This window comes from Rathayibacter sp. SW19, from assembly GCF_030866825.1.
In the GTDB taxonomy this organism is placed as follows: Bacteria; Actinomycetota; Actinomycetes; order Actinomycetales; family Microbacteriaceae; genus Rathayibacter_A; species Rathayibacter_A soli.
The window spans coordinates 1,531,908-1,553,071 of the sequence record NZ_CP133020.1 but is presented as its reverse complement, the minus strand read 5'-3'; the positions used below and the strand labels follow the sequence as shown (position 1 = coordinate 1,553,071).

Below are 21,164 nucleotides of genomic sequence, written 5' to 3'. Positions count from 1 at the left end.
CGGCCGTGCAGCCGAATAGGCTAGGGAACTGTGCCGCGAATAACGAAAGTCCTCATAGCCAACCGGGGCGAAATCGCCGTTCGAGTGATCAGAGCGGCGAAAGACAGCGGGATCGCATCCGTCGCGGTGTATGCGGATCAGGATCGTGACGCTCTGCACGTGCGACTCGCAGACGAGGCGTACGCTCTCGGCGGCACCACCAGTGCCGAAACCTATCTCGTCGTCGATAAATTGCTCTCGATCGCTCGGCGCAGCGGGGCGGATGCCGTGCACCCCGGATACGGATTCCTCGCCGAAAACGCCGACTTCGCCCGCGCAGTGATCGGTGCCGGCCTGATCTGGATCGGCCCGTCGCCGGACGCGATCGAACGCCTCGGCGACAAGGTTTCTGCCCGGCACGTCGCGGAAAGCGTCGGCGCGCCGCTCGCGCCCGGAACCCTGAACCCGGTCGAGGGCGCCGCCGAGGTGCTCGCCTTCGTCGACACGCACGGCCTGCCCATCGCGATCAAGGCGGCATTCGGCGGCGGCGGGCGCGGGCTGAAGGTGGCGCGGACCCGTGAGGAGATCCCTGAACTTTTCGAGTCAGCCACCCGGGAAGCTGTTGCAGCATTCGGGCGCGGCGAGTGCTTCGTCGAGAAGTATCTCGATCAGCCGCGTCACGTCGAGACGCAGTGCTTGGCGGATGCCGCGGGCACCGTCGTCATCATCTCCACCCGCGATTGCTCCCTCCAACGCAGACACCAGAAGCTCGTCGAAGAGGCACCGGCACCGTTCCTCACCGAGGAGCAGACCGCGGAATTATACCGAGCGTCGAAGGCGATCCTGAAGGCTGTCGGCTACGTCGGCGCCGGCACCTGCGAATTCCTGATCGGAAAAGACGGAACCGTCTCGTTTCTTGAGGTGAACACGCGGCTGCAGGTCGAGCATCCGGTTTCTGAAGAGGTCACCGGAATCGACCTGGTGCGCGAGCAGTTCCGCATCGCTGCGGGCGGGCTGATCGACTATGACGACCCGCCACCACGCGGCCATTCCTTTGAATTCCGCATCAACGGCGAGGATGCCGGGCGCGGCTTCATCCCGTCGCCCGGGCCGATCCACGTATTCAAGCCCGCGGGTGGGCCCGGTGTGCGCGTGGACAGCGGCGTGCAGTCCGGAGACGAGATCTCGGGCGCGTTCGACTCGCTTTTGGCCAAACTGATTGTGACCGGCGCGACCCGCGAGGATGCTCTCGACCGCGCCCGCCGCGCCTTGAACGAGTTCGAGGTCGCCGGGCTGCCGACCGTGCTGCCTTTCCATCGCGCCGTGGTGAACGACCCGGCGTTCGCCCCGGCAGACGGCAAACCGTTCAGCGTGTACACCCGCTGGATCGAGACCGAGTTCACAGGTGAGATCGAACCGTGGAGCGGCGAAGCCGAGGCGGCACGCCCCGCGGAGGTCCGGCACAGCGTCGTCGTGGAGGTGGAGGGCAAGCGCATCGAGGTGAGCCTGCCGACCCGGCTGCTCGGCCGGGCCGGCGCGCACGCCGCAGCGTCCCCGTCGCCGAAGCGTCGCGGCAGTTCACACGCGGTTGTGACGTCGACCGGCGATTCGGTCACAGCGCCGATGCAGGCCACCATCGTCAAACTCGTGGTCGGCGAAGGCGACGCCGTTGTCAAGGGCGACCTGATGCTGGTGCTCGAGGCGATGAAGATGGAGCAGCCGATGACCGCCCATAAGGACGGCACCGTCGCCGAGCTCAACGCCGAGGTCGGCTCGACGGTGTCCTCGGGCCACCGCCTGCTCAACATCGTCTGAGAGCGTTCGTCGGCCTCGATACGCCCGCTCGCTCGTACCGGTGGTCGAGTGCGCATGAGCGCAGCGAATACGTGTATCGAGACCCGACTCTGTGACGCCGGACGCCCTCGGTCTCGATACGCCCGCTCGCTGCACTCGCGGGCTACTCGACCAACAGTTCCGGTGGTCGAGTAGCGAGCGCTAGCGAGCGTATCGAGACCCCACAAGGGTCAGCCGATGTGGCCGCCCGCGAGGGTTTCTTCTTCGACTTCGGACTCGTGTGAAGCCTGTTCGATGTACTTCTTGATCGTCTCGGTCGGCAGCGTGATCTTGACGGCGATGTAGTAGATCACCGCTGTGATCACGAGGTTGATCAGGAACACCCAGAAGAACATGTCCGGGTGGCTCGCCGGGTCGAACAGCCAGCTCACCAGTGTCATCAGCGCGAGCCACGGCAGCACCCAGAACGCGCTCGACTTGAAGTCGAGCGGCGGGCGGTCCGGCCGCTTGCTCGTCAGCTGGTAGATCACAAGGAAGACGTAACCGATCAGAATGGCGATCATCAGGTCCATGTTCGTCGCCCAGCCGGCCCAGTACACGATCATGTTCGTGCTGTAGAAGGCGAGGAACGGGATGATGTCGCCACCGGGCAACCGGAACGGGCGCTCATGGTTGGGCAGCTTGCGACGCATCACCGCGAGTGCAAGCGGGCCGGTGCCGAACGACAGCACCGTCGCGCTGGTGATGAATCCGACCAGCTGCTGCCAGCTCGGGAACGGCAACAACAAGATGATGCTGACGAAGAACGACAGGATCAGACTCCAGATCGGCACCCCGTGCTTGTTGTTCGTTGCCAGCCAGCGCGGCCCGTTGCCGTTACGCCCCACGGCGTACGACACGCGCGAGGTCACTGTGGTGTAGATGAGGCCGGTGTCCAACGGCGAGATGATCGCATCGAAATACAGCACGTAGGCCAACCAGCCGATGCCGGCGATCGTCGCGAGTGCGGCGAGCGGCCCGAAATCGTTGGTGAATGAGAGGCCCGCCCATCCGCCGTGCGATAGCGCTTTGGCCGGAACCATCATCGTGAAGGCGACCTGCAGCAGCGCGTACAGCACCGCGGTGATCGCAACCGACCCGATGACGGCCAGCGGGATGTTGCGCTTCGGGTTCGTGGTCTCCCCCGCCAACTCGATGCCCTGCCGGAAGCCGAGGAACGAGAACGTGATGCCCGCTGTGGAGATCGCGACGAAGACGGCGGCGAATCCCTTGGGCGCAAACCCATTGGACCCGAAGTTGCCGATCGCCTGCGCACCCGAGGTCGCCAACGCCGTCAGGATGAAGACGACGATCACCAGTGCAATCACGAAGATCTTCCACCAGACCAGCACGGTGTTCACCTGAGCGAACAGGCGCACACCGAAGTAGTTGATGACGACGAAGACGGCAAGAAGGATGATCGCCACGACCATCCCCAGGGGTGTCAGCACGTGAGCGGAGGTGCCGCCATCCTTGGCCAGCACCGTGAACGGCGCGTATTTGGTGCCGTACGTGAGAGCACCTTCCACCTCGATGGCCGGCACCGCCGCCGAAGCAATCCAGGTGATCCAGCCCATCGTGTAACTGCCGAACGAGCCCCACACCATGTGCGGAAAGCGGACCACCCCGCCTGAGATCGGGAACATCGGCCCGAGCTCCGCGTAACACAGACCGATCAAGATAATCATGACGCCGGCGATCAACCAAGAGAAGATGGCGGCCGGGCCGGCAATCGCCGACGCGTTGAACGCACCGAACAGCCATCCGGAGCCGATGATCGAACCGATCGCTGCGAACAGCAGGCCTATCGGTCCAACGTGCCTCTTGAGTTTCACCTCCGGACCTGCAGTAGGGCGTTTGCTGGTGACACTCGACATCGTCGTCTCCTTATGGGTCGGGATCCGTCCCGGATCGCGGGCAGGAACCACGAGGTTGTACTTCGCGGTACCCGCTGAGAAAAATACTCTCCCGCCTCACGGATCAGCTCACACTGATAGCGAATTCATATGCTCGGACGGCTTTCCTGTACAGATTCGCAGAAATCTCGCAGCCCAAATCCAGGCGGATGGGTGCGTCGACACCGCTCGCGCAGCTGTCTACAGAGCGGCCTAGAGCACTGCCTACAGCACGATATGCATCGCGCGCGCGGCATCCGAAATGGAGCCGGACAGCGACGGATACACCGTGAACGCACGGGCAACCTGGTCGACGGTGAGGCGGTGTTCGACCGCGAGCGCGAGCGGAAAGATCAGCTCGCTGGCGCGCGGCGCAACGATGACGCCGCCGATCACGGTGCCGCTGCCGGTGCGCGCGAACAGTTTGACGAAGCCGTCCTTCATTCCGATCATCTTCGCTCGCGGGTTCGACTTGAGAGGCAACTTGTAGATGTCGCCCTGCGCGATGCCCTCTTCAATCTGCTTCTGCGTCCAGCCGACGGTCGCGATCTCGGGTTGCGTGAAGATGTTCGAGCTGACGTTGCGGAGTTCGATCGGGCTGACCGCGTCGCCCATCGCGTGGAACACGGCCGTGCGCCCCTGCATCGACGCGACGGATGCCAGCGGCAGCAGATCCGAGCAATCCCCGGCCGCGTAGATGTTCGGCATCGAGGTTCGTGCAACGCGATTGACGCGGATGTGGCCGGATTCGGTCAGCTGAACACCGGCATCCTCAAGGCCGATGCCGGCGGTGTTCGGAATCGAACCGACCGCCATCAGGCAGTGGCTGCCCTCGACCGTGCGTCCGTCAGAAAGGGTCGCCAGCACGCCGTCTTCCGTGCGCTCGACGGATTCGGCGCGCGATTTGGACAGCACCGTCATGCCGTTGCGCTTGAAGACCTTCTCGATCACACCTGCGGCATCGGCGTCTTCGCCGGGCAGCACTCGCTCGCGACTGGAGATCAGCGTGACCTTGGAACCGAGTGCCATGTAGGCCGAAGCGAATTCGGCGCCGGTGACTCCGGAGCCGACGACGATGAGGTGGTCGGGCACCGTTTGCAGCTCGTACAGCTGCGTCCAGGTGAGGATGCGTTCGCCGTCCGGCATCGCGCTGGCCAGTAGGCGCGGGCTCGCGCCGACCGATACGACGATCGTGTCGGATTCGATCCGGTCGAAGTCTGTGCCGTTCTTGCCTTTGGCCGTGGACACGATGACCGCCCCGGGGCCGTCGAGTCGCCCCTCACCTGCGATGATGTGCACGCCGGAGCGCACCAGTTCAGAGCGCATGTCCTCCGATTGCTGCCGGGCGAGGCCGAGCAGGCGCTTGTTGACGGCGGCGAGGTTGACCGCCACTTCGGGGCGAACCGGCTTGCCCGTCTCGTTTCTGCTGAAGAACTGCACGCCGAGGTCGGCCGCCTCGCCAATGGCGTGGGCGGCATCCGCGGTCGCGATCAGCGTCTTCGACGGCACCGCGTCGGTGAGCACGGCGGAACCGCCGACGCCTGCCCGCTCGACGAGCGCAACTTCCGCTCCGAGTTGTGCCGCGGTAAGTGCGGCCTCGTACCCGCCGGGCCCGCCCCCCACGACGGTGATTCTCTGCTTGCGCTCGAACTCAAAGGCCATTGCTCTATTGTCGCGTAGCCACGGCACAGTGCGAAACATGGCACGTTTACAAAACGACGGATAATTATCGTGACACGCCGCGTGCTGCTCATCTGCGCAGGCGCGTCGAAGAAATTGTCCGTCGTTTTGTGACTCGCTTAGAGTGGGACAATGCCAGAATCAACGCAGAACCCGCTCGACGATCCGCAGGTGGATCCGTTCGCTGTCGCCCGTGACGCCGCGGCCCGGATCGCGGAACTCACGGGTGTCGAACATCACGACATCGCCCTCACGCTGGGCAGCGGATGGGGCAAGGCGGCCGACCTGATCGGCGAGACCACCGCCACGATCGCAGCCACGGATGTCGTCGGGTTCGGCAAACCTGCGCTCGAAGGTCATGTAGGCACATTGCGTTCGATCCTGCTGGAAAGCGGCAAGCGGGCGCTTGTCATCGGTGCGCGCACGCACTACTACGAGGGCCACGGCACTCGGAGGGTCGTGCACAGTGTGCGCACTGCCGCCGCGACCGGCGCGACCGTGATGGTGCTGACCAACGGCGCCGGCGGCATCAAGGAGACCTGGAAACCCGGCTCCCCCGTGCTGATCAGCGACCACATCAACCTGACGGCGGATTCACCGCTCGAGGGCGCGACGTTCGTCGACCTCAGCGACCTCTACACGCCGCGGTTGCGTGACCTTGCCCGCTCGATCGACCCGAGCCTGGACGAAGGCGTGTACTGCCAGTTCCGCGGCCCGCACTACGAGACACCAGCCGAGGTGCAGATGGCCAAGACCATCGGCGCGCAAATCGTTGGCATGTCCACGGCGCTGGAAGCGATCGCCGCCCGCCAGTCCGGCATGGAGATCCTCGGCATGTCGCTCATCACGAACCTGGCCGCGGGCATCCAGAAGACGCCGCTCAGCCACCAAGAAGTGATCGAGGCGGGCCGCACCGCGGAACCGGTTATCAGCGCACTGCTCGCACGGATTGTGAACGCACTGTGAGCGGCACAGGGCACGCCGACCTGTTCGAGCGCGTGCGCAACTGGATCGCGCAGGACCCCGACCCGGAAACCCGCGACGAACTGCAAGCGCTGCTGATCGCGGCAGAAGCCGGCTCAACTGAGGCGACGGATGACCTGCACTCGCGCTTCGACAGCCGGCTCGCGTTCGGCACGGCGGGCCTCCGCGGCGAGATCGCGGGCGGCCCGAATCGGATGAACCGAGTGCTCGTCGCGCAGGCGGCCGCCGGGCTCGCCGCCTATCTCATGGAGCACGCGGAGGGCACGCGGCCCTCCGTCGTGATCGGCTACGACGGGCGCAAAAACTCCGAGGTCTTCGCACGCGACACGGCCGAGCTGATGACGGGCGCAGGCATCCGCGCTGTCCTGCTCCCCCGCATGATGCCGACCCCCGTTCTCGCGTTCGCGGTGCGCCACCTGCACGTCAGCGCCGGTGTCATGGTCACCGCCAGTCACAACCCGCCGAACGACAACGGCTACAAGGTCTATCTCGGCGACGAGAATCACGGCTCGCAAATCGTGCCGCCGGCCGACAGCGGCATCGCCGCCCACATCCTTCGCGTGGCTGAGGGCAGCATTGCCACGCTCACCCGATCGGATGCCTACGAAGTCGCGCCAGAATCCGTCGAGGCAAGCTACATCGAGGCAACCGCATCCGTCGCAGCGTCCATCGCACCGCTGGACGCCGTCTCGTTCACCTACACGGCGATGCACGGCGTTGGCTGGCGCACCGCCGAGCGGACCTTCGCCAGGGTCGGCCTCGCTGCCCCGACGGTTGTCACCGCCCAGATCGACCCCGACCCGGCGTTCCCGACGGTGGCGTTTCCCAACCCGGAAGAGCCCGGCGCGATGGACCTCGCGTTCGCCACTGCACGCGAGGCCGGGTCCGACCTCGTCATCGCGAATGATCCGGATGCCGATCGGCTCGCCGTCGCAATTCCTGATCCGTCGGCGCCGGACGGCTACCGGCGCCTGAGCGGCAACGAGGTGGGCACCCTGCTCGGCTGGCGCGCGGCGGAGCTCGCCGAGGCTGCGGCAACAGGCGACTCCGCGGCGGGCGGAGCACTCGCCTGCTCGATCGTCTCCTCGCCGGCGCTCAAGGCGGTCGCAACCGCGTACGGCCTCGATTTTGAAGACACACTGACCGGCTTCAAGTGGGTGTCGCGCGCCCCCGGACTGATCTACGGCTTCGAGGAGGCTCTCGGTTACCTGGTGAACCCGGACACGATCCGCGACAAAGACGGGATCTCGGCGGCCGTCGCGTTTCTCGACCTGGCGAACTCGCTGGCGGCAGAGGGTCTCACGATTGCAGATCAGCTCGACCGGTTCGCGCAGAAGTTCGGCTTCTTCGCATCCGGCCAGATCTCAATCCGGGTCACCGATCTGGCGGACATCACGCGGATCATGTCCGCACTGCGACGCGAACCCCCGGCCTCGCTCGGTTCCGTGCGGGTCACACAGATCGACGACTTGAGTGACGGCTTCGGGAGCCTGCCGCCGAGCGATGTGCTGCGCATCCTGCTCGAGGACGGGTCGCGCGTGATGGTGCGGCCGAGCGGCACCGAACCGAAGCTGAAGATCTATATCGACGCGTCGAGCGACGAGGGCACCGTCGAGGAGCGCCGCGCGGTAGCGGAGTCGCGGGTCGCGGCCCTCGGGGCGGCGATGCAGGCGTTGACGCAGGCCTGATACGTCGGCAGGGTCGTGGTTTCGAGACGCGGCCTCCTTCGTCGGCTGCTCCTCAACCAGCGGTACTCGCTGGTCGAGTAGCCCGCGAGCGCAGCGAGCAGGCGTATCGCTCGGTGGTCGAGTAGCCCGCGAGCGCAGCGAGCAGGCGTATCGAGACCCCACACACCGGCTCCCGGGTCTCGATACGCTCGTTCCTCGCTACTCGACCACCGGGCCACACCGGCTCACAGGTCTCGATACGGCCGCGAGCGGCCTACTCGACCACCGGCAGTCGCCGGTCGAGTAGCCCGCGAGCGCAGCGAGCAGGCGTATCGAGACCCTCCTACACCGGCTCACCAGGTCTCGATACGGCCGCGGGCGGCCTACTCGACCAGCGGGAGGGTCAGCCGAGGGCCTCGTCGAGCTTGCCCTCGAGTTCGTCGAGGTCGAAGTAGTTCTCGATCACGACGATGTCGGCGTTGGTCGGTCCGATGCGGTCCACCAGCTCAGGCGACGTCAGGATCACCTGTGCGTCTGCCGCGGTAGTGGCGAGGCTTGCGACGTCCGATGCCGTGACGTCCGCTGCGATATTCAACCGCTCGAGCACACGTTCCGCATTCACCTTCAGGATGCCGGAGGTGCCGACCCCCGCCCCGCAGATGGCGACGATCTTCATCCGATGACTCCATCAGGCTGAGCTTCGCGCTGATCGATCGCGAAGATGCGCCGCACCTCGTCCGGGTCGCTGGCGGCGGCCAGCTGCGTGGTCGCATCCGGGTCATTGAAAACGTTCGCGAGGGCCGCGATCGTCGTGACATGCGCATCCGGTGTCGCAACGGCCAGCCCGATCACAATCGAGACCGGGTCGTTGTGCGGATGCCCGAAAACGACCGGGCTCGACAGCGTCACGACGCTCAGACCGTCGCGACGCACATCCGGCCCCGGCCGGGCGTGCGCGAGGGCAAGCCCCGGCGCGATCACGATGTACGCGCCATAGTCGTCGACGAGCTGCTCCATCCGATACGTGTACTCGGCGCGCGTCGCGCCGGAACGGCTCAACGCCTCACCCGCCAGTCGAACCGCATCGCGCCAATCCAACGCTCGAACTCCGAGGGAGATTGCAGCATCCGGCAACGGTGGGAGAGGCATACCTTCAGCGTATCGTCACAACGGATGCGATCCCGCTGAGTCTAGGCTGACACTCAGCCGAACGCTCAGCCGAGCACGCAGCCCGTACGCAGCCTGTACTCAGCCCACATCATCACGGCGGCCCGCCGTCACACGTCGTCGAAGCCGGCAGCGAGCGCATCGGCCAGGTCCTCGCGCTCCTCGAGCGGCAGGAATGCGCCTGCTGCCGCGTTGAGCTGGAACGCGAGCAGGTCGTCGAGGTCGTAGTCGAACGTCTCGGCCAAGAGCGCCAGCTCGCGGCTGAGCGTCGTTCCGCTCATCAGTCGGTTGTCGGTGTTGACCGTCACGCGGAAGCCGAGCTGGTAGAGCAGGTCGAACGGGTGGTCGACCATGTCGTCGCCCCACTGCGCGATCGCGCCGGTCTGCAGATTCGACGACGGGGAGGTCTCCAGCACGATCTCACGATCCTTGACCCACTGCGAGAGCAGACCGAGCGACACGTAGGTGTTCTCGTCGTCCTGTCGCTCCACGACGATGTCCTCGGCCAGCCGCACGCCGTGCCCGAGCCGCAGCGCCCGGCCGTCGATCAAAGCACTGCGGATGCTGTCCAGCCCGTCCGCCTCCCCCGCATGCACCGTCGCGGGAAAGAAGTGTTCAGCGAGATAGTCGAACGCCGTGCGCAAGTTCGCCGGCGGGAACCCCGCCTCGGGCCCGGCGATGTCGAAGCCGACGACACCGTTGTCGCGGTGTCGCACGGCGAGTTCCGCGATCTCGAGGCCTCGATGCGCGTGGCGCATGGCGCTGACGAGCTGGCCGACGCGCACCTCGCGGCCGTTGGCGGCGGCATCCGCAATGCCCTCTTCGATGCCCTCCTGCACGGCCTCGACCGTCTGATCGAGGGTGAGCCCTCGGGTGAGGTGCTGCTCAGGGGCCCAGCGCGCCTCGCCGTAAACAACGCCGTCTGCGACGAGATCCTGCACGTATTCGCGGGCGACGCGAACCAGGCCTTCACGGGTCTGCATGACGCCGATCGTCACGTCGAAGGTCTTGAGATACTCGACCAGCGACCCGGAATCTGCCTGAGACGTGAACCAGTCACCGAGGGCGACGGCATCCGTTTCTGGAATTTCGAGGCCGACCGCGTCTGCCAGCTCGATGATCGTCTGCGGGCGCAGCGCACCGTCCAGGTGGTCGTGCAGCGACACTTTCGGCAGGGTGCTGATGCTCTCCCCGCCGGCCAGCAGGTACTCTTCGGGCACAGTGTTCACAGTCCGCTCCTTCAACGCTCTGCTGCGCACGAGTACGCGCGCCGGGTCAAGTCTACGAGGCGAGCGGCCACGAGATCGATGCCGCAGCCGATTCGATTTCAGCCGTCACCGCATCGGCATCGTGCGCGCTGTAGCTCGTCGCGACGTAGGGCACGGTCAGCGCGGCGACGGCCGTTCCGTCCGCTCCGAAAACCGGGAAGGACAGATCGAGGATGCCCGCCTGACGGGCGTCTTCCTCGCGGGCGTATCCTCTCGAGCGGATGCGTTCGATCCGGTCATCGAGAGCCTCGTTCGCCACGCCGCCCTCGGCCAGCGCAGCGCGCAGCGCGTCGTGCTGATCCGGCGAGCAGAATGCCAACAGCGCTGCACCGGTCGCGGTCGTTCCGAGCGGGAACGCTGCACCGACACGCACCCGGAAGCCGAAGTCGGCAGGGCTCTCCTGCTGGGCGATGATGCGCACCTCTGCGCCGTCGAGCACCGCGAGGTTGCAGGACTGTTCCGTGCGCTTCGCGAGCGCGCTCATCGGGCCGGCCGCCCGCAGGATCAGACCGCGCAGGGCGGGCTGCCTACCGGCGAGATCGAGCAGCCGGGTCGTCAGCAGGTACAGGCCGCTATCGGCGTCCCGTGAGATGTATGCGCGGCTCTCCAGCGTTTGCAGCACCCGGAAGAGCTCACCGGTCGATCGGCCGAGCTGCGCCGCGATCGCGGACTGGCCGAGCGGGGTCGCCGTGTTCGCGAGCAGTTCGAGCACGTCGAGCCCCTTCTCCAGGGCGGGAACGGTGTAGTCGGGCATCGGCTTGTGTCAATCCGCGCCGGATCAGCGTGCGCTGTCGAGGGCGCTCAGGAACGCGCGGGCTATGCGCCGCTCGATGTCGCGCGGCACCGGCTGTGGGCCTGCGAGCAGGGCGTGTGCGGTCGAGTCGTGCGCGGTCGAGTCGTGCCCGGCAGCGTCGTGCACCGTCGCGACACGTTCGAGCGAGAGCACCTGCAGCATGAAGCCGAGATCCATGGCCTCGAGTGAGTTGCCCTTCGGGTCGCGCCCGGCGAGGTTGACCATGCGGCCCTCCGCAAGCAGGATGACATGACGCCCGTCTGGCAGGTCGATGCGTTCGAGCGCGTCGGCAATCGTGCGTGAACCGGTGCTGGCTGCGTGAAGCGCCGGCACGTCGATTTCCCAGGGGAAGTGGCCACTGTTCGCCAGGATGACACCGTCGCGCAGGTGAGCAAAGTCAGCCGCGTTGAGAACGCCGGGCTGCCCGGTGGCGGTGATCACCACATCCGCCCAGCCGAGAAGTTCGGCCGTGCTGCCGACGCGGAAGCCGTCGAGCGCGGCCTCGAAGCCCTTCAGTTCGTCGACCTCGGCGACCGCGACCTGAGCTCCGAGCGCGCGGAACGATTCTGCGATGCCGCGGCCACACCAGCCGTAGCCGATGACGAGCACGTGCCGGCCCGGCACCATGACGTTCGTGATGCGCATGAAGCTCTCCAGTACGGACTGGCCGACCCCGTGCCGGTTTTCGCCGATCGCTTTGAGCATGCTGTCGTTAATCACGATCATCGGGAACGGCACACGCCCCGCCAGTTCGCCGCGCAGGCGCAAGCCGCCGGATGTCGTTTCCTCGGTTCCGCCGATGACGTGCGCAGCAGCATCCCGAGCCACGATTCCGGCAGCGAGATCACCGCCGTTGTCGAGCAGCATGTCCGGGTTCGAATCAAGCACTGCTGCGATGTTGGTGTGGTGCTGTTCGATGCTGTCGTCGCGGCGCCCGAACAGGGTCATGCCGGTTTCGCGGAGGGCCGCGACGACGTCGTCTTGAGTGGAGCCGTGGTTACCGGTGGCAACGATCTCGGCACCGCCGGCGGCCAGCGTCTCGAGCAGAACGGCTGTCTTCGGCTCCAAGTGCAGTGACATGCCGATTCGATGGCCGGCGAACGGTGTGGTCTGCTGTAGTTCGGAGCGGATTTCGGCGAGCATGGTCATCCGAGAACGGATCCATTCGATTCGCGCTGCACCCTCTTGGGCAAGTGTTGTCATTCGTCTAGTCTTGCATATACAAAGTTTAATTTCACCCACGAAAATGGAACGAGATCGCACCATGTCACGCACGATCATTCTCGATTGCGACCCCGGGCACGACGACGCCATTGCGATGTTGCTCGCGCACGGCAGCGCCGAGATCGAACTGGCGGCCATCACGACGGTCGCCGGAAACCAGACGCTCGAGAAAGTCACCCGAAATGCCTTGGCCGTCGCGACCATTGCCGGCATCACCGATGTGCCGATCGCGGCGGGCCTGGACCGCCCGCTCGTGCGGGCGCGGTCGTTCGCGGAAAGTATCCATGGCGACAGCGGTATGGACGGGCCCGAGCTCCCGGTGCCGACCGTGTCGCTGGACGACCGCCACGCCGTCGACCTCATCATCGACACGGTGATGAGCCACACGCCCGGTGAGATCACGCTGGTGCCGACCGGCCCGCTGACCAATATCGCGATGGCCGCGCGCCGCGAACCGCGCATCGTGGACCGGGTGCGCGAGGTGGTGCTGATGGGCGGCGGCTACGCGACAGGCAACTGGAGCGCGACCGCGGAGTTCAACATCATCGTCGACCCCGAGGCCGCACACATCGTCTTCAACGAGCGCTGGCCGTTGACGATGGTCGGCCTGGATCTCACCCACCAAGCGTTGGCAACCCCGGATGTCGTCGAGCGCTTCACCGCGATCGACACGGGTCCGGGGCGGCTCGTCGTCGATCTGCTTGCGTTCTTCGCTCACTCGTACAAGGATGCCCAGGGCTTCGACTCGCCACCGGTGCACGACGCATGCGCCGTGGCGTATGTGATCGATCCGACGGTGATGACCGTGCGCACGGCGCCACTGGATGTTGAGCTCACGGGCACCCTCACCCTCGGAATGACGGTTGCGGACTTCCGCTCCCCCGCACCGGCAGACTGCACGACTCAGGTCGCCGTCGACCTGGACGCGCCGAAGTTCTGGAACCACGTGGTCGATGCGGTGCGCACGATCGGCTGACTACCGGGGTCTCGATACGCTCGCCGGCGCTCGCTACTCGACCAACAGTGCCGCCGGTTGAGGAGCAGTAGTGGTTTCGAGACGGCCGCGGGCGGCCTCCTCAACCAGCAGAAGTTGTTGGTTGAGGAGCACCGCGAGCGCAGCGAGCAGTGCGTCTCGAAACCAGACCGTGTACCGCACAAGACACAGGTTTCGAGACGGCCGCGGGCGGCCTCCTCAACCAGCATTACCGCCGGTTGAGGAGCACCGCGAGCGCAGCGAGCAGTGCGTCTCGAAACCAGACTCTGTACCGCACAAGACCCGGGTCTCGATACGCTCGGTGGCGCTCGCTACTCGACCGGCGAAGGGGGTCAGGCGATGCGCTCGGCGACGATCGGCCCTCGCGGCGTGTATTCGGCCGCGTCGCCGATGCGCCAGGCGCCGTCGAGCGCGGCAAGCGCCCGCTCGAAGCGCGCAGGCTCATCCGCACTCAGCGTGAACAGCGGCTCGCCCGCGCGCACAGTGTCACCCGGCTTGGCGTGCAAGTCGATTCCTGCGGCATGCTGCACGGGATCCTGCTGCCGGGCACGGCCGGCACCCAGGCGCCAGGCTGCGATGCCGAACGGCAGCGCATCCTGTTGCACGAGCACACCGTCGCGGTCCGCGACGACAACGTGAGTTTCGCGTGCAATCGGCAACGCGGCATCCGGGTCGCCACCCTGGGCTCGGATGACTGCACGCCAGCTGTCCATCGCGCGGCCGTCTTTCAGGGCCGCTTCGACATCAGCGTCCGGCTGACCTGCGAGGGTCAGCATCTCTCGGGCGAGCGCAATCGTGAGCTCGACGACATCCGCAGGTCCGCCACCGGCGAGCACCTCGACGGATTCGCGCACCTCGTTCGCATTGCCGATCGTCAGGCCGAGCGGCACGTTCATGTCGGTCAGCAGAGCGGATGTCGCGACTCCAGCATCCTGCCCGAGCGCCACCATCGTCTCGGCCAACTCACGCGAACGCGCGATGTCGCCCATGAACGAACCAGAGCCGAATTTGACGTCGAGCACGAGGGAATCTGTGCCCTCCGCGATCTTCTTCGACATGATCGACGACGCGATCAGCGGGATCGCCTCGACCGTGCCGGTGATGTCGCGCAGGGCGTAGAGCTTCTTGTCCGCCGGGGCCAGCCCGGAGCCGGCCGCGCAGATCACACCGCCGTAGTCGCGCAGTTGGGCAAACATCTCCTCGTTGGTCAGATCGGCACGCCAGCCCGGAATGGATTCGAGCTTGTCGAGGGTTCCGCCGGTGTGGCCCAGTCCGCGGCCTGACAGCTGCGGTACCGCGACGCCGAATGATGCAACAAGGGGCATCAGCGGCAGGGTGATCTTGTCGCCGACTCCGCCGGTCGAGTGCTTGTCGACTGTGGGCTTGCCGAGGCCGGCGAAGCTCATCCGCTGGCCGCTGGCGATCATCGCCAGGGTGAGGTCGTGGATCTCGCGCCGGTTCATACCGTTGAGCAGGATCGCCATGGCAAGCGCGGCCATCTGCTCATCGGCGACGAACCCGCGGGTGTATGCGTCGACGAGCCAATTGATTTCGGGTGTAGACAACTCCCGGTGGTCGCGCTTGGCTCGAATCAGGTCGACAGTGTCGAAGGCTTCAACAGCAGGATCAGTCATCATGTCCTTAGTAGCGGAGTCTCAGTGGTCGGAGTCTCAGTAGGCGGAGTCTCAGTGGGTGAAGCCTCAGTGGTCGGAGTCTCTGCGTTCGGCCGCCGAGTGGTCTGAAGCCCGGTACGCGGAGAGTTGACGAGGACCGAAGGCATCCGGGAGGACCTCGTCGATGGTGCGGATGCCGGAAACGGTCTCCAGCAACATGCCCGCGACTGAGTGTTCGTAGAGCAGCTGGCGGCAACGACCGCACGGCATGAGCGTCTCGCCGTTGCCGTCGACGCAGGTGAAGGCGACGAGCTGGCCGCCGCCGCTCATGTGCAATGCGGAGACGAGCCCGCACTCTGCGCACAGCGTGACGCCGTAGCTGGCATTCTCCACGTTGCAACCGGCGACGATGCGCCCGTCGGTGACCAGTGCGGCGGCGCCGACCGGGAACTGCGAGTACGGCACGTAGGCGTTGCCCATCGCGTCAAGCGCCGCCTCGCGGAGAGCACCCCAATCGATGTCACCCGACAACGGTGCGTTCTCGTCCGAGCTCATGATTTTATGTACGGCTTTCCGTCGGCCCCCGGAGCACGTGAGAATCCGACCAGGCCGGCTACGGCGAAGATCGTCACGACGTAGGGCAGCATGTTCATGAACTCGCTCGGCACCGGCGCGTTCAACAGGCTCAGCACGCTCTGCAAGTTGTCTGCGAAGCCGAACAGCAGGGCAGCCATGGTGGCGCGAATCGGGTCCCACCGGCCGAAGATGACGGCAGCCAGTGCGATATATCCGGCACCGTTAGTCATGTTCTGCACGAAACCCACACCGGAGCCGAGTGTGAAGTATGCCCCGCCGAGGCCTGCGATTGCGCCGCCGGCCGTCACCGCCCAGAACCGAGTGCGGTTCACGTTGATGCCGACGGTGTCCGCAGCCTGCGGATGCTCGCCGACTGACCGCACACGAAGCCCCCACCGTGTGCAGAAGAGGAACACGGCCACGAGGGCAACGGCGATGTAGGCAAGGTAGACGATCAGCGTCTGTTTGAACAGCACAGGCCCGATCAGCGGAATCGAACTGAGCACCGGTATCGGCACCGTCGGCAGGCTCGGCGGAAGGTTGAACGCCTCCGTGTTGTTCGCCAGCAACGACGAATACAGGAACCCGGTAATGCCGGCGATCAGCACGTTCAAGACGACACCGACGATGACCTGGTCGACGATATAGGTGATCGAGAAGACCGCCAGAAGCATCGAGACCAGCATCCCGGCAACCATCGCTGCGATCAACCCTGCGGTCAGCGACTTAGTGATGCTCGCTACGAACGCCGACGTGAATGCGCCGGCCAGCAGCTGACCCTCGATGGCGATGTTGACCACGCCGGACCGTTCGGAGAGCACGCCGCCCATCGAGCCGAAGATCAGCGGAACGCTCAGCCCGAGTGCGCCCGCCAGAAGGCCGGCGATGGGCAGTGTCTCACCGACAACGGACCAGGTGAGGAAGCCGAACAAGACCACAAGCGAGAAGACGATCCCGATCCAGCGAGGAACCTTGCGCCCGTTCGCCACGTAGATTGCGCTGGCAATGGTCAACAGCACAGCGATGATCGACACGGCGATTCCGACGGGGACTGCTGAGACCGTGATATTCGGCAAGTGCACGAAATCGGTGCCTGTAGCGAACGAGAACGTCGAATTGCCGGGGCGTCCCAAGACCACGAACAGCACGATGCTGACGATGCTGAAGATGCCGAAGATGATCGGCAGTTTCCAGCTGGTCACCACTACGGTGGCGGCCTTGAATGCTGATGCGGCGCTGGGCGCTGAAGCTGTGCCGGCGGGCGGCGTCACGGCGGTCATCCCGCAACCACCTTACTCGCGGCCTTGCCGCGTTTAGACGTGCGTTTGGCGACCGGAGGAGGCAAACGGAAGATAGCCCGCACCAGCGGCGGTGCGGCGATGAACAAAACGACAACGGACTGGATGACGGCGACGACCTCGACCGGCACTCCGACGGCGGCCTGCATGGACGGACCACCGTTCTGCAGAGCACCGAACAGGATGCCTGCGACGAAGACGCCGAAAGGACGGGACCGGCCCAGCAGGGCGACCGTGATCGCTGTGAAGCCGATTCCGGCGTCGATGTCGCTGCCGAAGCCGCCCAGCAGTGTCGTACCGAGCACCTGGGATGCCGCGGCGAGGCCGACCAAGGCTCCGGAGATCACCATGGTCCAGACGTAGATGCTTTTGACACTGATGCCGGCGGTGCGCGCTGCTGCTGGATTCTCTCCGACGGCTCGGAATTTGAATCCGAGGCTCGAGCGCTCCATCAGCCACCACACCACGATCGTCACGAGGATCACGATGATGAAGCCGATGTCGATGCCGTAGGAGTGTCCGAATAACGGAGGATATTGAGCCGAGGGCAGGATGGGCAGTGTTTTCGGGTCATTCGATCCCGGTGCCTGGAGCACTGGTGTCGTCAGCAGGTAGCTCAGCAGATACAGTGCGATGTAGTTGAGCATGATCGTCACGATCACCTCGTGAGCGCCGGTGCGCGCCTTGAGGAAGCCTGCAATACCCGCCCAGAGTGCGCCTCCGACCAGCGCCGCAGCCAAAGCGACGATGATGTGGAGACCGGCCGGAAGGTGCAGGTCGAAGCCGATCAGTCCCGCCGCGGCCGCAGCGATGAGCATCTGCCCCTGACCACCGATGTTGAACAGTCCGACGCGGAAGCTCAACGCGATGCCGAGCCCGGCCGCGATGATCGCCGTTGAAATACTCAAGGTGTTGGTGAACGACTCGATGCCGAGCGCAAATGTCGGAGCGGAGAAGTTGTAGATGGCGCTGTTGAACATCGCGCTATAAGCCCCGCCGACGGCGTTGCCGATGGCGGCGAACGTATCTCCCGGGGCCGCGAAGAAGTATCCGGCGGCCTGTTGCACCTGCGGGTTCGTCACGGCGATGAGGATGGCGCCGGCAACAAGTGACAGGAAGATCGCCAATACTGAGATCGCGAACGTGCCGGTCGTTGCGGCACGCAGCGCTTCTGTCCAGCGCGATTCCGGCTCTCGGTCGGGTTCGCTCGCCTTTGGTGCCAGCTGCTGATGCGGGATCTGATCCTTCTCGAGACCCTCTGCCTGCACCTCGACCGCATCCGGCTGGAGGGCGGTGGGCAACTCCGGGGCTTCGGGTTCCTGACCGGTCGTCTCGCTCATACGGATGCTCCCTGAGTTTCCAGCGCAATTGCCTCCGGCGGATTCTCGCCGGCCATCATCAGACCGAGGATTTCTCGCGGGGTGCTCCCCGGCACGATTCCGACGATTCTTCCGCGGTACATGACGGCGATTCTGTCGCCGAGTGCGGTGATTTCGTCGAGCTCGGTCGAGACCACGATCACCGGTACGCCGGAGTCGCGCGTCGCGATGATGCGCTCGTGAACGAATTCAATCGAACCGACATCCAGCCCGCGCGTCGGCTGAGCGGCGACGAAGAGCCTGAGGTCGCGACTCAACTCGCGCGCGAGCACGACCTTTTGTTGATTTCCGCCCGAGAGTTGCCCTGCTCGCGTGTCAATGCCTTGCGCACGCACATCGAACTCGGCGATCTTCTCCTTGGCGAAGTCATCGCGGAAGGTCAGGCGCAGCCCGCCGCCTTTGACGAAGGGAGCACCATCGGAGCGATCGAGCATCAGGTTCTCCGCAATCGTGAACTCGGCGATGAGACCGTCTTCGTTGCGGTCCTCTGGAATGAAACCGACGCCGGCGTCGAGCACATTGCGCACGCTGCGTCCGATCAGTTCCTCGCCGTCCAGGGTGATCTGACCGGAGACGCGGTTCTGCAGTCCGAGGAGCGCCTCCGTCAGTTCGGTCTGACCGTTGCCCTGAACACCGGCAATCGCCAGGATCTCGCCGCGCTTGACGTCGAAACTGATGTTGTCGATGGTGACGATACCGCGGGCATCCACGGCGGTGAGACCTTTGACGACAAGTGCGACCTCGCCCACCTTCGGCGGGTCTTTGACGACGGACAGGCCGACCGACCGGCCAACCATCAGCGAGGCCAGTTCCTCGTTCGAGGCCTTGGGGTCGGCTTCGCCGACCACCTTGCCGAGTCGGATGACGGTGATGCGGTCGGCGACTTCTCGCACCTCGCGCAGTTTGTGGGTGATGAACACGATGCCCGTGCCGCGCTCTTTGAGCTGCGTCATGATGATCATCAATTCGTCGGTCTCTTGCGGTGTCAGCACAGCGGTCGGCTCGTCGAACACCAGCACCTTCGCGTCACGGGACAGCGCCTTGATAATCTCGACTCGCTGCTGGACGCCGACGGGGAGATCTTCGATCAGCGCATCCGGGTCCAGGTCGAAACCGAACTGCGCGGAGATCTCACGCACGCGCGCACGCGCCGATGCAAGATCCAGTCGCCCGCCGAACTTGGTCGGCTCGTGGCCGAGCATCACGTTCTCTGCGACCGTGAAGACCGGGATCAGCATGAAGTGCTGGTGCACCATTCCGATGCCGGCGGCCATCGCATCGCCGGGGCCCGCAAAGTGCTGCACGACACCGTCGATGAGGATCTCGCCCTCGTCGGCCTGATACAAGCCGTAGAGAACGTTCATCAGGGTTGATTTGCCTGCCCCGTTTTCACCGAGTAGGCAGTGGATTTCGCCGGGCTTAACGGTGAGGTCGATGTGGTCGTTTGCGACCAAGGCCCCGAACCGCTTCGTAATGCCGCGAAGTTCTAGCTCCATGGATGTCAATCTACCTTCTGCGACCCACGTCATCGTGGATCAAATGGATGCAACACGCGAGCGGGAGGGTCAGCCGAAGCCGACCCTCCCGCATGAAGGTCGCGTGCCTTGATTACTTGTTGAATCCCGAAGGCGATTCGACCTTGATCGTGCCGTCGATGATGCTGGCCTTGATCGTGTCCAGCTCGGCCTGCAGGCCGGAGTCGACCTTGGAGGCGAACGAGTGGAACGGAGCAATGCCCACACCGTCGTTCTTCAACGTGCCGACGAACTGGCTGTTGTCGAATGTGCTGCCCGACGCGGCCTGCTCGACGATCGTGGTGACCGTCGGCTTGATGTTCTTCATGATCGAGGTGAGGAACAGATCCTTGAAGCCGCTCTGATCGGTGAGGTAGACATCCGCGTCATTGCCGAGGAGGGCAACATCCTTGCCGGAGGCCTTGATCGCCGCACCGGCGCCCTGGTAGATCGGGCCACCGATCGGGGCGAGGATGTCGGCGTTCTGGCCGAGCATGCTCTCCGCGAGCGTCTTGGACACGTTCAGGTCGGTGAAGCTGTTGGTGAACTGTCCGTCCTGCGAGGCGACGTCCCAGCCGATGACCTTGACGGTCTTGCCCTTCTGGGTGTCGTAGTACTTCACACCGTCGGCAATGCCGTCCATGAAGATCGTCACAGACGGAAGCTTCTGGCCGCCGTAGGTGCCGATGACGCCGGTCTTCGTGTAGCTCGCTGCTGCGTAGCCGGCGAGGAATCCGGCCTCATCCGTCTCGAAGACGACGGGCTTCACGTTCGGGAGCGTGATGCTGTTGTCGTCAACCATGACGAAGTTGACCTTCGGGTTCGCGGTCGCCGCGGCCTTCACTGGCGCGACGAGGTTGAAGCCGGAGGCAACGATGATGTTGCAGCCCTGGCTGATCAGGCTCTTGATGTTCGGCGCGTAGTCGTTCGCGGTCTTCGACTGCACCTCCTTGAAGCTGGTGCCGAGCTTGGTCGCAGCTGCTTGCACGCCTTCCAGACCGAGCTGGTTGAACGAGCGGTCGTTGAACCCACCCTGGTCCGAGACGATGCACGGAAGGAATTTGGATTTTGCCGCTCCAGTCGTCGAGCTGCTGCTGGGAGCTGATCCACAGCCGGCAAGCATCGCAACAACGCTCGCGGCTGCAAGGCCGATAAGAGCGGCCTTTCGAGCTTTTACAATCAAGGTGTCCTCCAAAATCGCTTGGCTGCGCGAGTGCGCGCACGCTTGCTCAAACGTTACCGAACGTGGCGAACCCGGTGAATGACGGCGTCTTTTCTTTACATCAGCGTTATATTCGGG

17 protein-coding genes are annotated in these 21,164 nt (G+C 65.0%); 4 read left to right on the top strand and 13 right to left on the bottom strand.

The window, feature by feature from the left end; translation table 11 throughout:
* Positions 1 to 30: 30 nt before the first annotated feature.
* Positions 31 to 1,794: an ATP-binding protein gene (locus QU604_RS07050; protein ID WP_308468096.1), complete on the top strand. Its 1,764-nt coding sequence runs from the start codon at positions 31 to 33 to the stop codon at positions 1,792 to 1,794.
* Between the two features lie 209 nt (positions 1,795 to 2,003).
* Here QU604_RS07050 and QU604_RS07045 read toward each other — a convergent pair whose 3' ends face one another.
* Positions 2,004 to 3,689 carry an APC family permease gene (locus QU604_RS07045; protein ID WP_308468095.1) on the bottom strand — a complete coding sequence of 562 codons (1,686 nt, stop codon included), beginning with the start codon at positions 3,687 to 3,689 and terminating at the stop codon, positions 2,004 to 2,006.
* A 243-nt stretch (positions 3,690 to 3,932) separates the two neighbouring features.
* Positions 3,933 to 5,369, bottom strand: a complete 1,437-nt coding sequence (locus QU604_RS07040; RefSeq protein ID WP_308468094.1) for an NAD(P)H-quinone dehydrogenase — start codon at positions 5,367 to 5,369, stop codon at positions 3,933 to 3,935.
* A 150-nt stretch (positions 5,370 to 5,519) separates the two neighbouring features.
* Here QU604_RS07040 and QU604_RS07035 point away from each other — a divergent pair, with 150 nt between their 5' ends.
* Together QU604_RS07035 and QU604_RS07030 are read left to right on the top strand one after the other, a co-directional pair.
* The gene (locus QU604_RS07035) at positions 5,520 to 6,353 is read left to right on the top strand and encodes a purine-nucleoside phosphorylase (RefSeq protein ID WP_308468093.1); all 834 of its coding nucleotides are present in this window, start codon (positions 5,520 to 5,522) and stop codon (positions 6,351 to 6,353) included.
* Positions 6,350 to 8,059, top strand: a complete 1,710-nt coding sequence (locus QU604_RS07030; protein ID WP_308468092.1) for a phospho-sugar mutase — start codon at positions 6,350 to 6,352, stop codon at positions 8,057 to 8,059. The genes QU604_RS07035 and QU604_RS07030 overlap by 4 nt, the downstream gene beginning before the upstream one ends.
* A 382-nt stretch (positions 8,060 to 8,441) precedes the next feature.
* Here QU604_RS07030 and QU604_RS07025 read toward each other — a convergent pair whose 3' ends face one another.
* The 5 genes from QU604_RS07025 to QU604_RS07005 all read right to left on the bottom strand — a co-directional run bounded on the left by QU604_RS07025 (position 8,442) and on the right by QU604_RS07005 (position 12,547).
* Positions 8,442 to 8,714, bottom strand: a complete 273-nt coding sequence (locus tag QU604_RS07025) for a PTS sugar transporter subunit IIB (protein WP_308468091.1) — start codon at positions 8,712 to 8,714, stop codon at positions 8,442 to 8,444.
* Positions 8,711 to 9,187, bottom strand: a complete 477-nt coding sequence (locus QU604_RS07020; protein ID WP_308468090.1) for a PTS sugar transporter subunit IIA — start codon at positions 9,185 to 9,187, stop codon at positions 8,711 to 8,713. Before QU604_RS07020 ends, QU604_RS07025 begins: the two co-directional genes overlap by 4 nt.
* Before the next feature lie 128 nt (positions 9,188 to 9,315).
* A complete protein-coding gene (locus tag QU604_RS07015) occupies positions 9,316 to 10,434 on the bottom strand; it encodes an adenosine deaminase (RefSeq protein WP_308468089.1) in 1,119 nt (372 codons plus the stop codon).
* Between the two features lie 52 nt (positions 10,435 to 10,486).
* Positions 10,487 to 11,227 (bottom strand): IclR family transcriptional regulator, encoded by a 741-nt coding sequence (locus QU604_RS07010; protein ID WP_308468088.1) that lies wholly within the window; start codon positions 11,225 to 11,227, stop codon positions 10,487 to 10,489.
* Between the two features lie 24 nt (positions 11,228 to 11,251).
* Positions 11,252 to 12,547: an adenosylhomocysteinase gene (locus QU604_RS07005; RefSeq protein ID WP_308468087.1), complete on the bottom strand. Its 1,296-nt coding sequence runs from the start codon at positions 12,545 to 12,547 to the stop codon at positions 11,252 to 11,254.
* Between QU604_RS07005 and uriH the strand changes: the two genes are divergently transcribed.
* On the top strand, positions 12,531 to 13,466 hold the full coding sequence (uriH, locus tag QU604_RS07000) for a uridine-preferring nucleoside hydrolase UriH (protein ID WP_308468086.1): 936 nt from the start codon (positions 12,531 to 12,533) through the stop codon (positions 13,464 to 13,466). The genes QU604_RS07005 and uriH overlap by 17 nt on opposite strands.
* 350 nt (positions 13,467 to 13,816) lie before the next feature.
* On the opposite strand, the gene QU604_RS06995 is transcribed toward uriH, so the two are convergent.
* From QU604_RS06995 to QU604_RS06970, 6 genes are all read right to left on the bottom strand, one after another.
* Positions 13,817 to 15,118, bottom strand: a complete 1,302-nt coding sequence (locus QU604_RS06995) for a thymidine phosphorylase (RefSeq protein ID WP_308468860.1) — start codon at positions 15,116 to 15,118, stop codon at positions 13,817 to 13,819.
* Positions 15,119 to 15,184: 66 nt separating this feature from the next.
* Complete coding sequence (locus QU604_RS06990) at positions 15,185 to 15,652, bottom strand: cytidine deaminase (RefSeq protein ID WP_308468085.1); 468 nt, start codon at positions 15,650 to 15,652, stop codon at positions 15,185 to 15,187.
* Positions 15,649 to 16,953: an ABC transporter permease gene (locus QU604_RS06985; protein ID WP_308468084.1), complete on the bottom strand. Its 1,305-nt coding sequence runs from the start codon at positions 16,951 to 16,953 to the stop codon at positions 15,649 to 15,651. The genes QU604_RS06990 and QU604_RS06985 overlap by 4 nt, the downstream gene beginning before the upstream one ends.
* Positions 16,950 to 18,311, bottom strand: coding sequence for an ABC transporter permease (locus QU604_RS06980; protein WP_308468083.1), 1,362 nt, complete (start codon positions 18,309 to 18,311; stop codon positions 16,950 to 16,952). Before QU604_RS06980 ends, QU604_RS06985 begins: the two co-directional genes overlap by 4 nt.
* Positions 18,308 to 19,846, bottom strand: coding sequence for an ABC transporter ATP-binding protein (locus QU604_RS06975; RefSeq protein WP_308468082.1), 1,539 nt, complete (start codon positions 19,844 to 19,846; stop codon positions 18,308 to 18,310). Before QU604_RS06975 ends, QU604_RS06980 begins: the two co-directional genes overlap by 4 nt.
* Positions 19,847 to 19,958: 112 nt before the next feature.
* Entirely contained in the window at positions 19,959 to 21,047 is a 1,089-nt protein-coding gene (locus QU604_RS06970; RefSeq protein ID WP_308468081.1) for a BMP family lipoprotein, read from the bottom strand.
* Between the last annotated feature and the right edge of the window lie 117 nt (positions 21,048 to 21,164).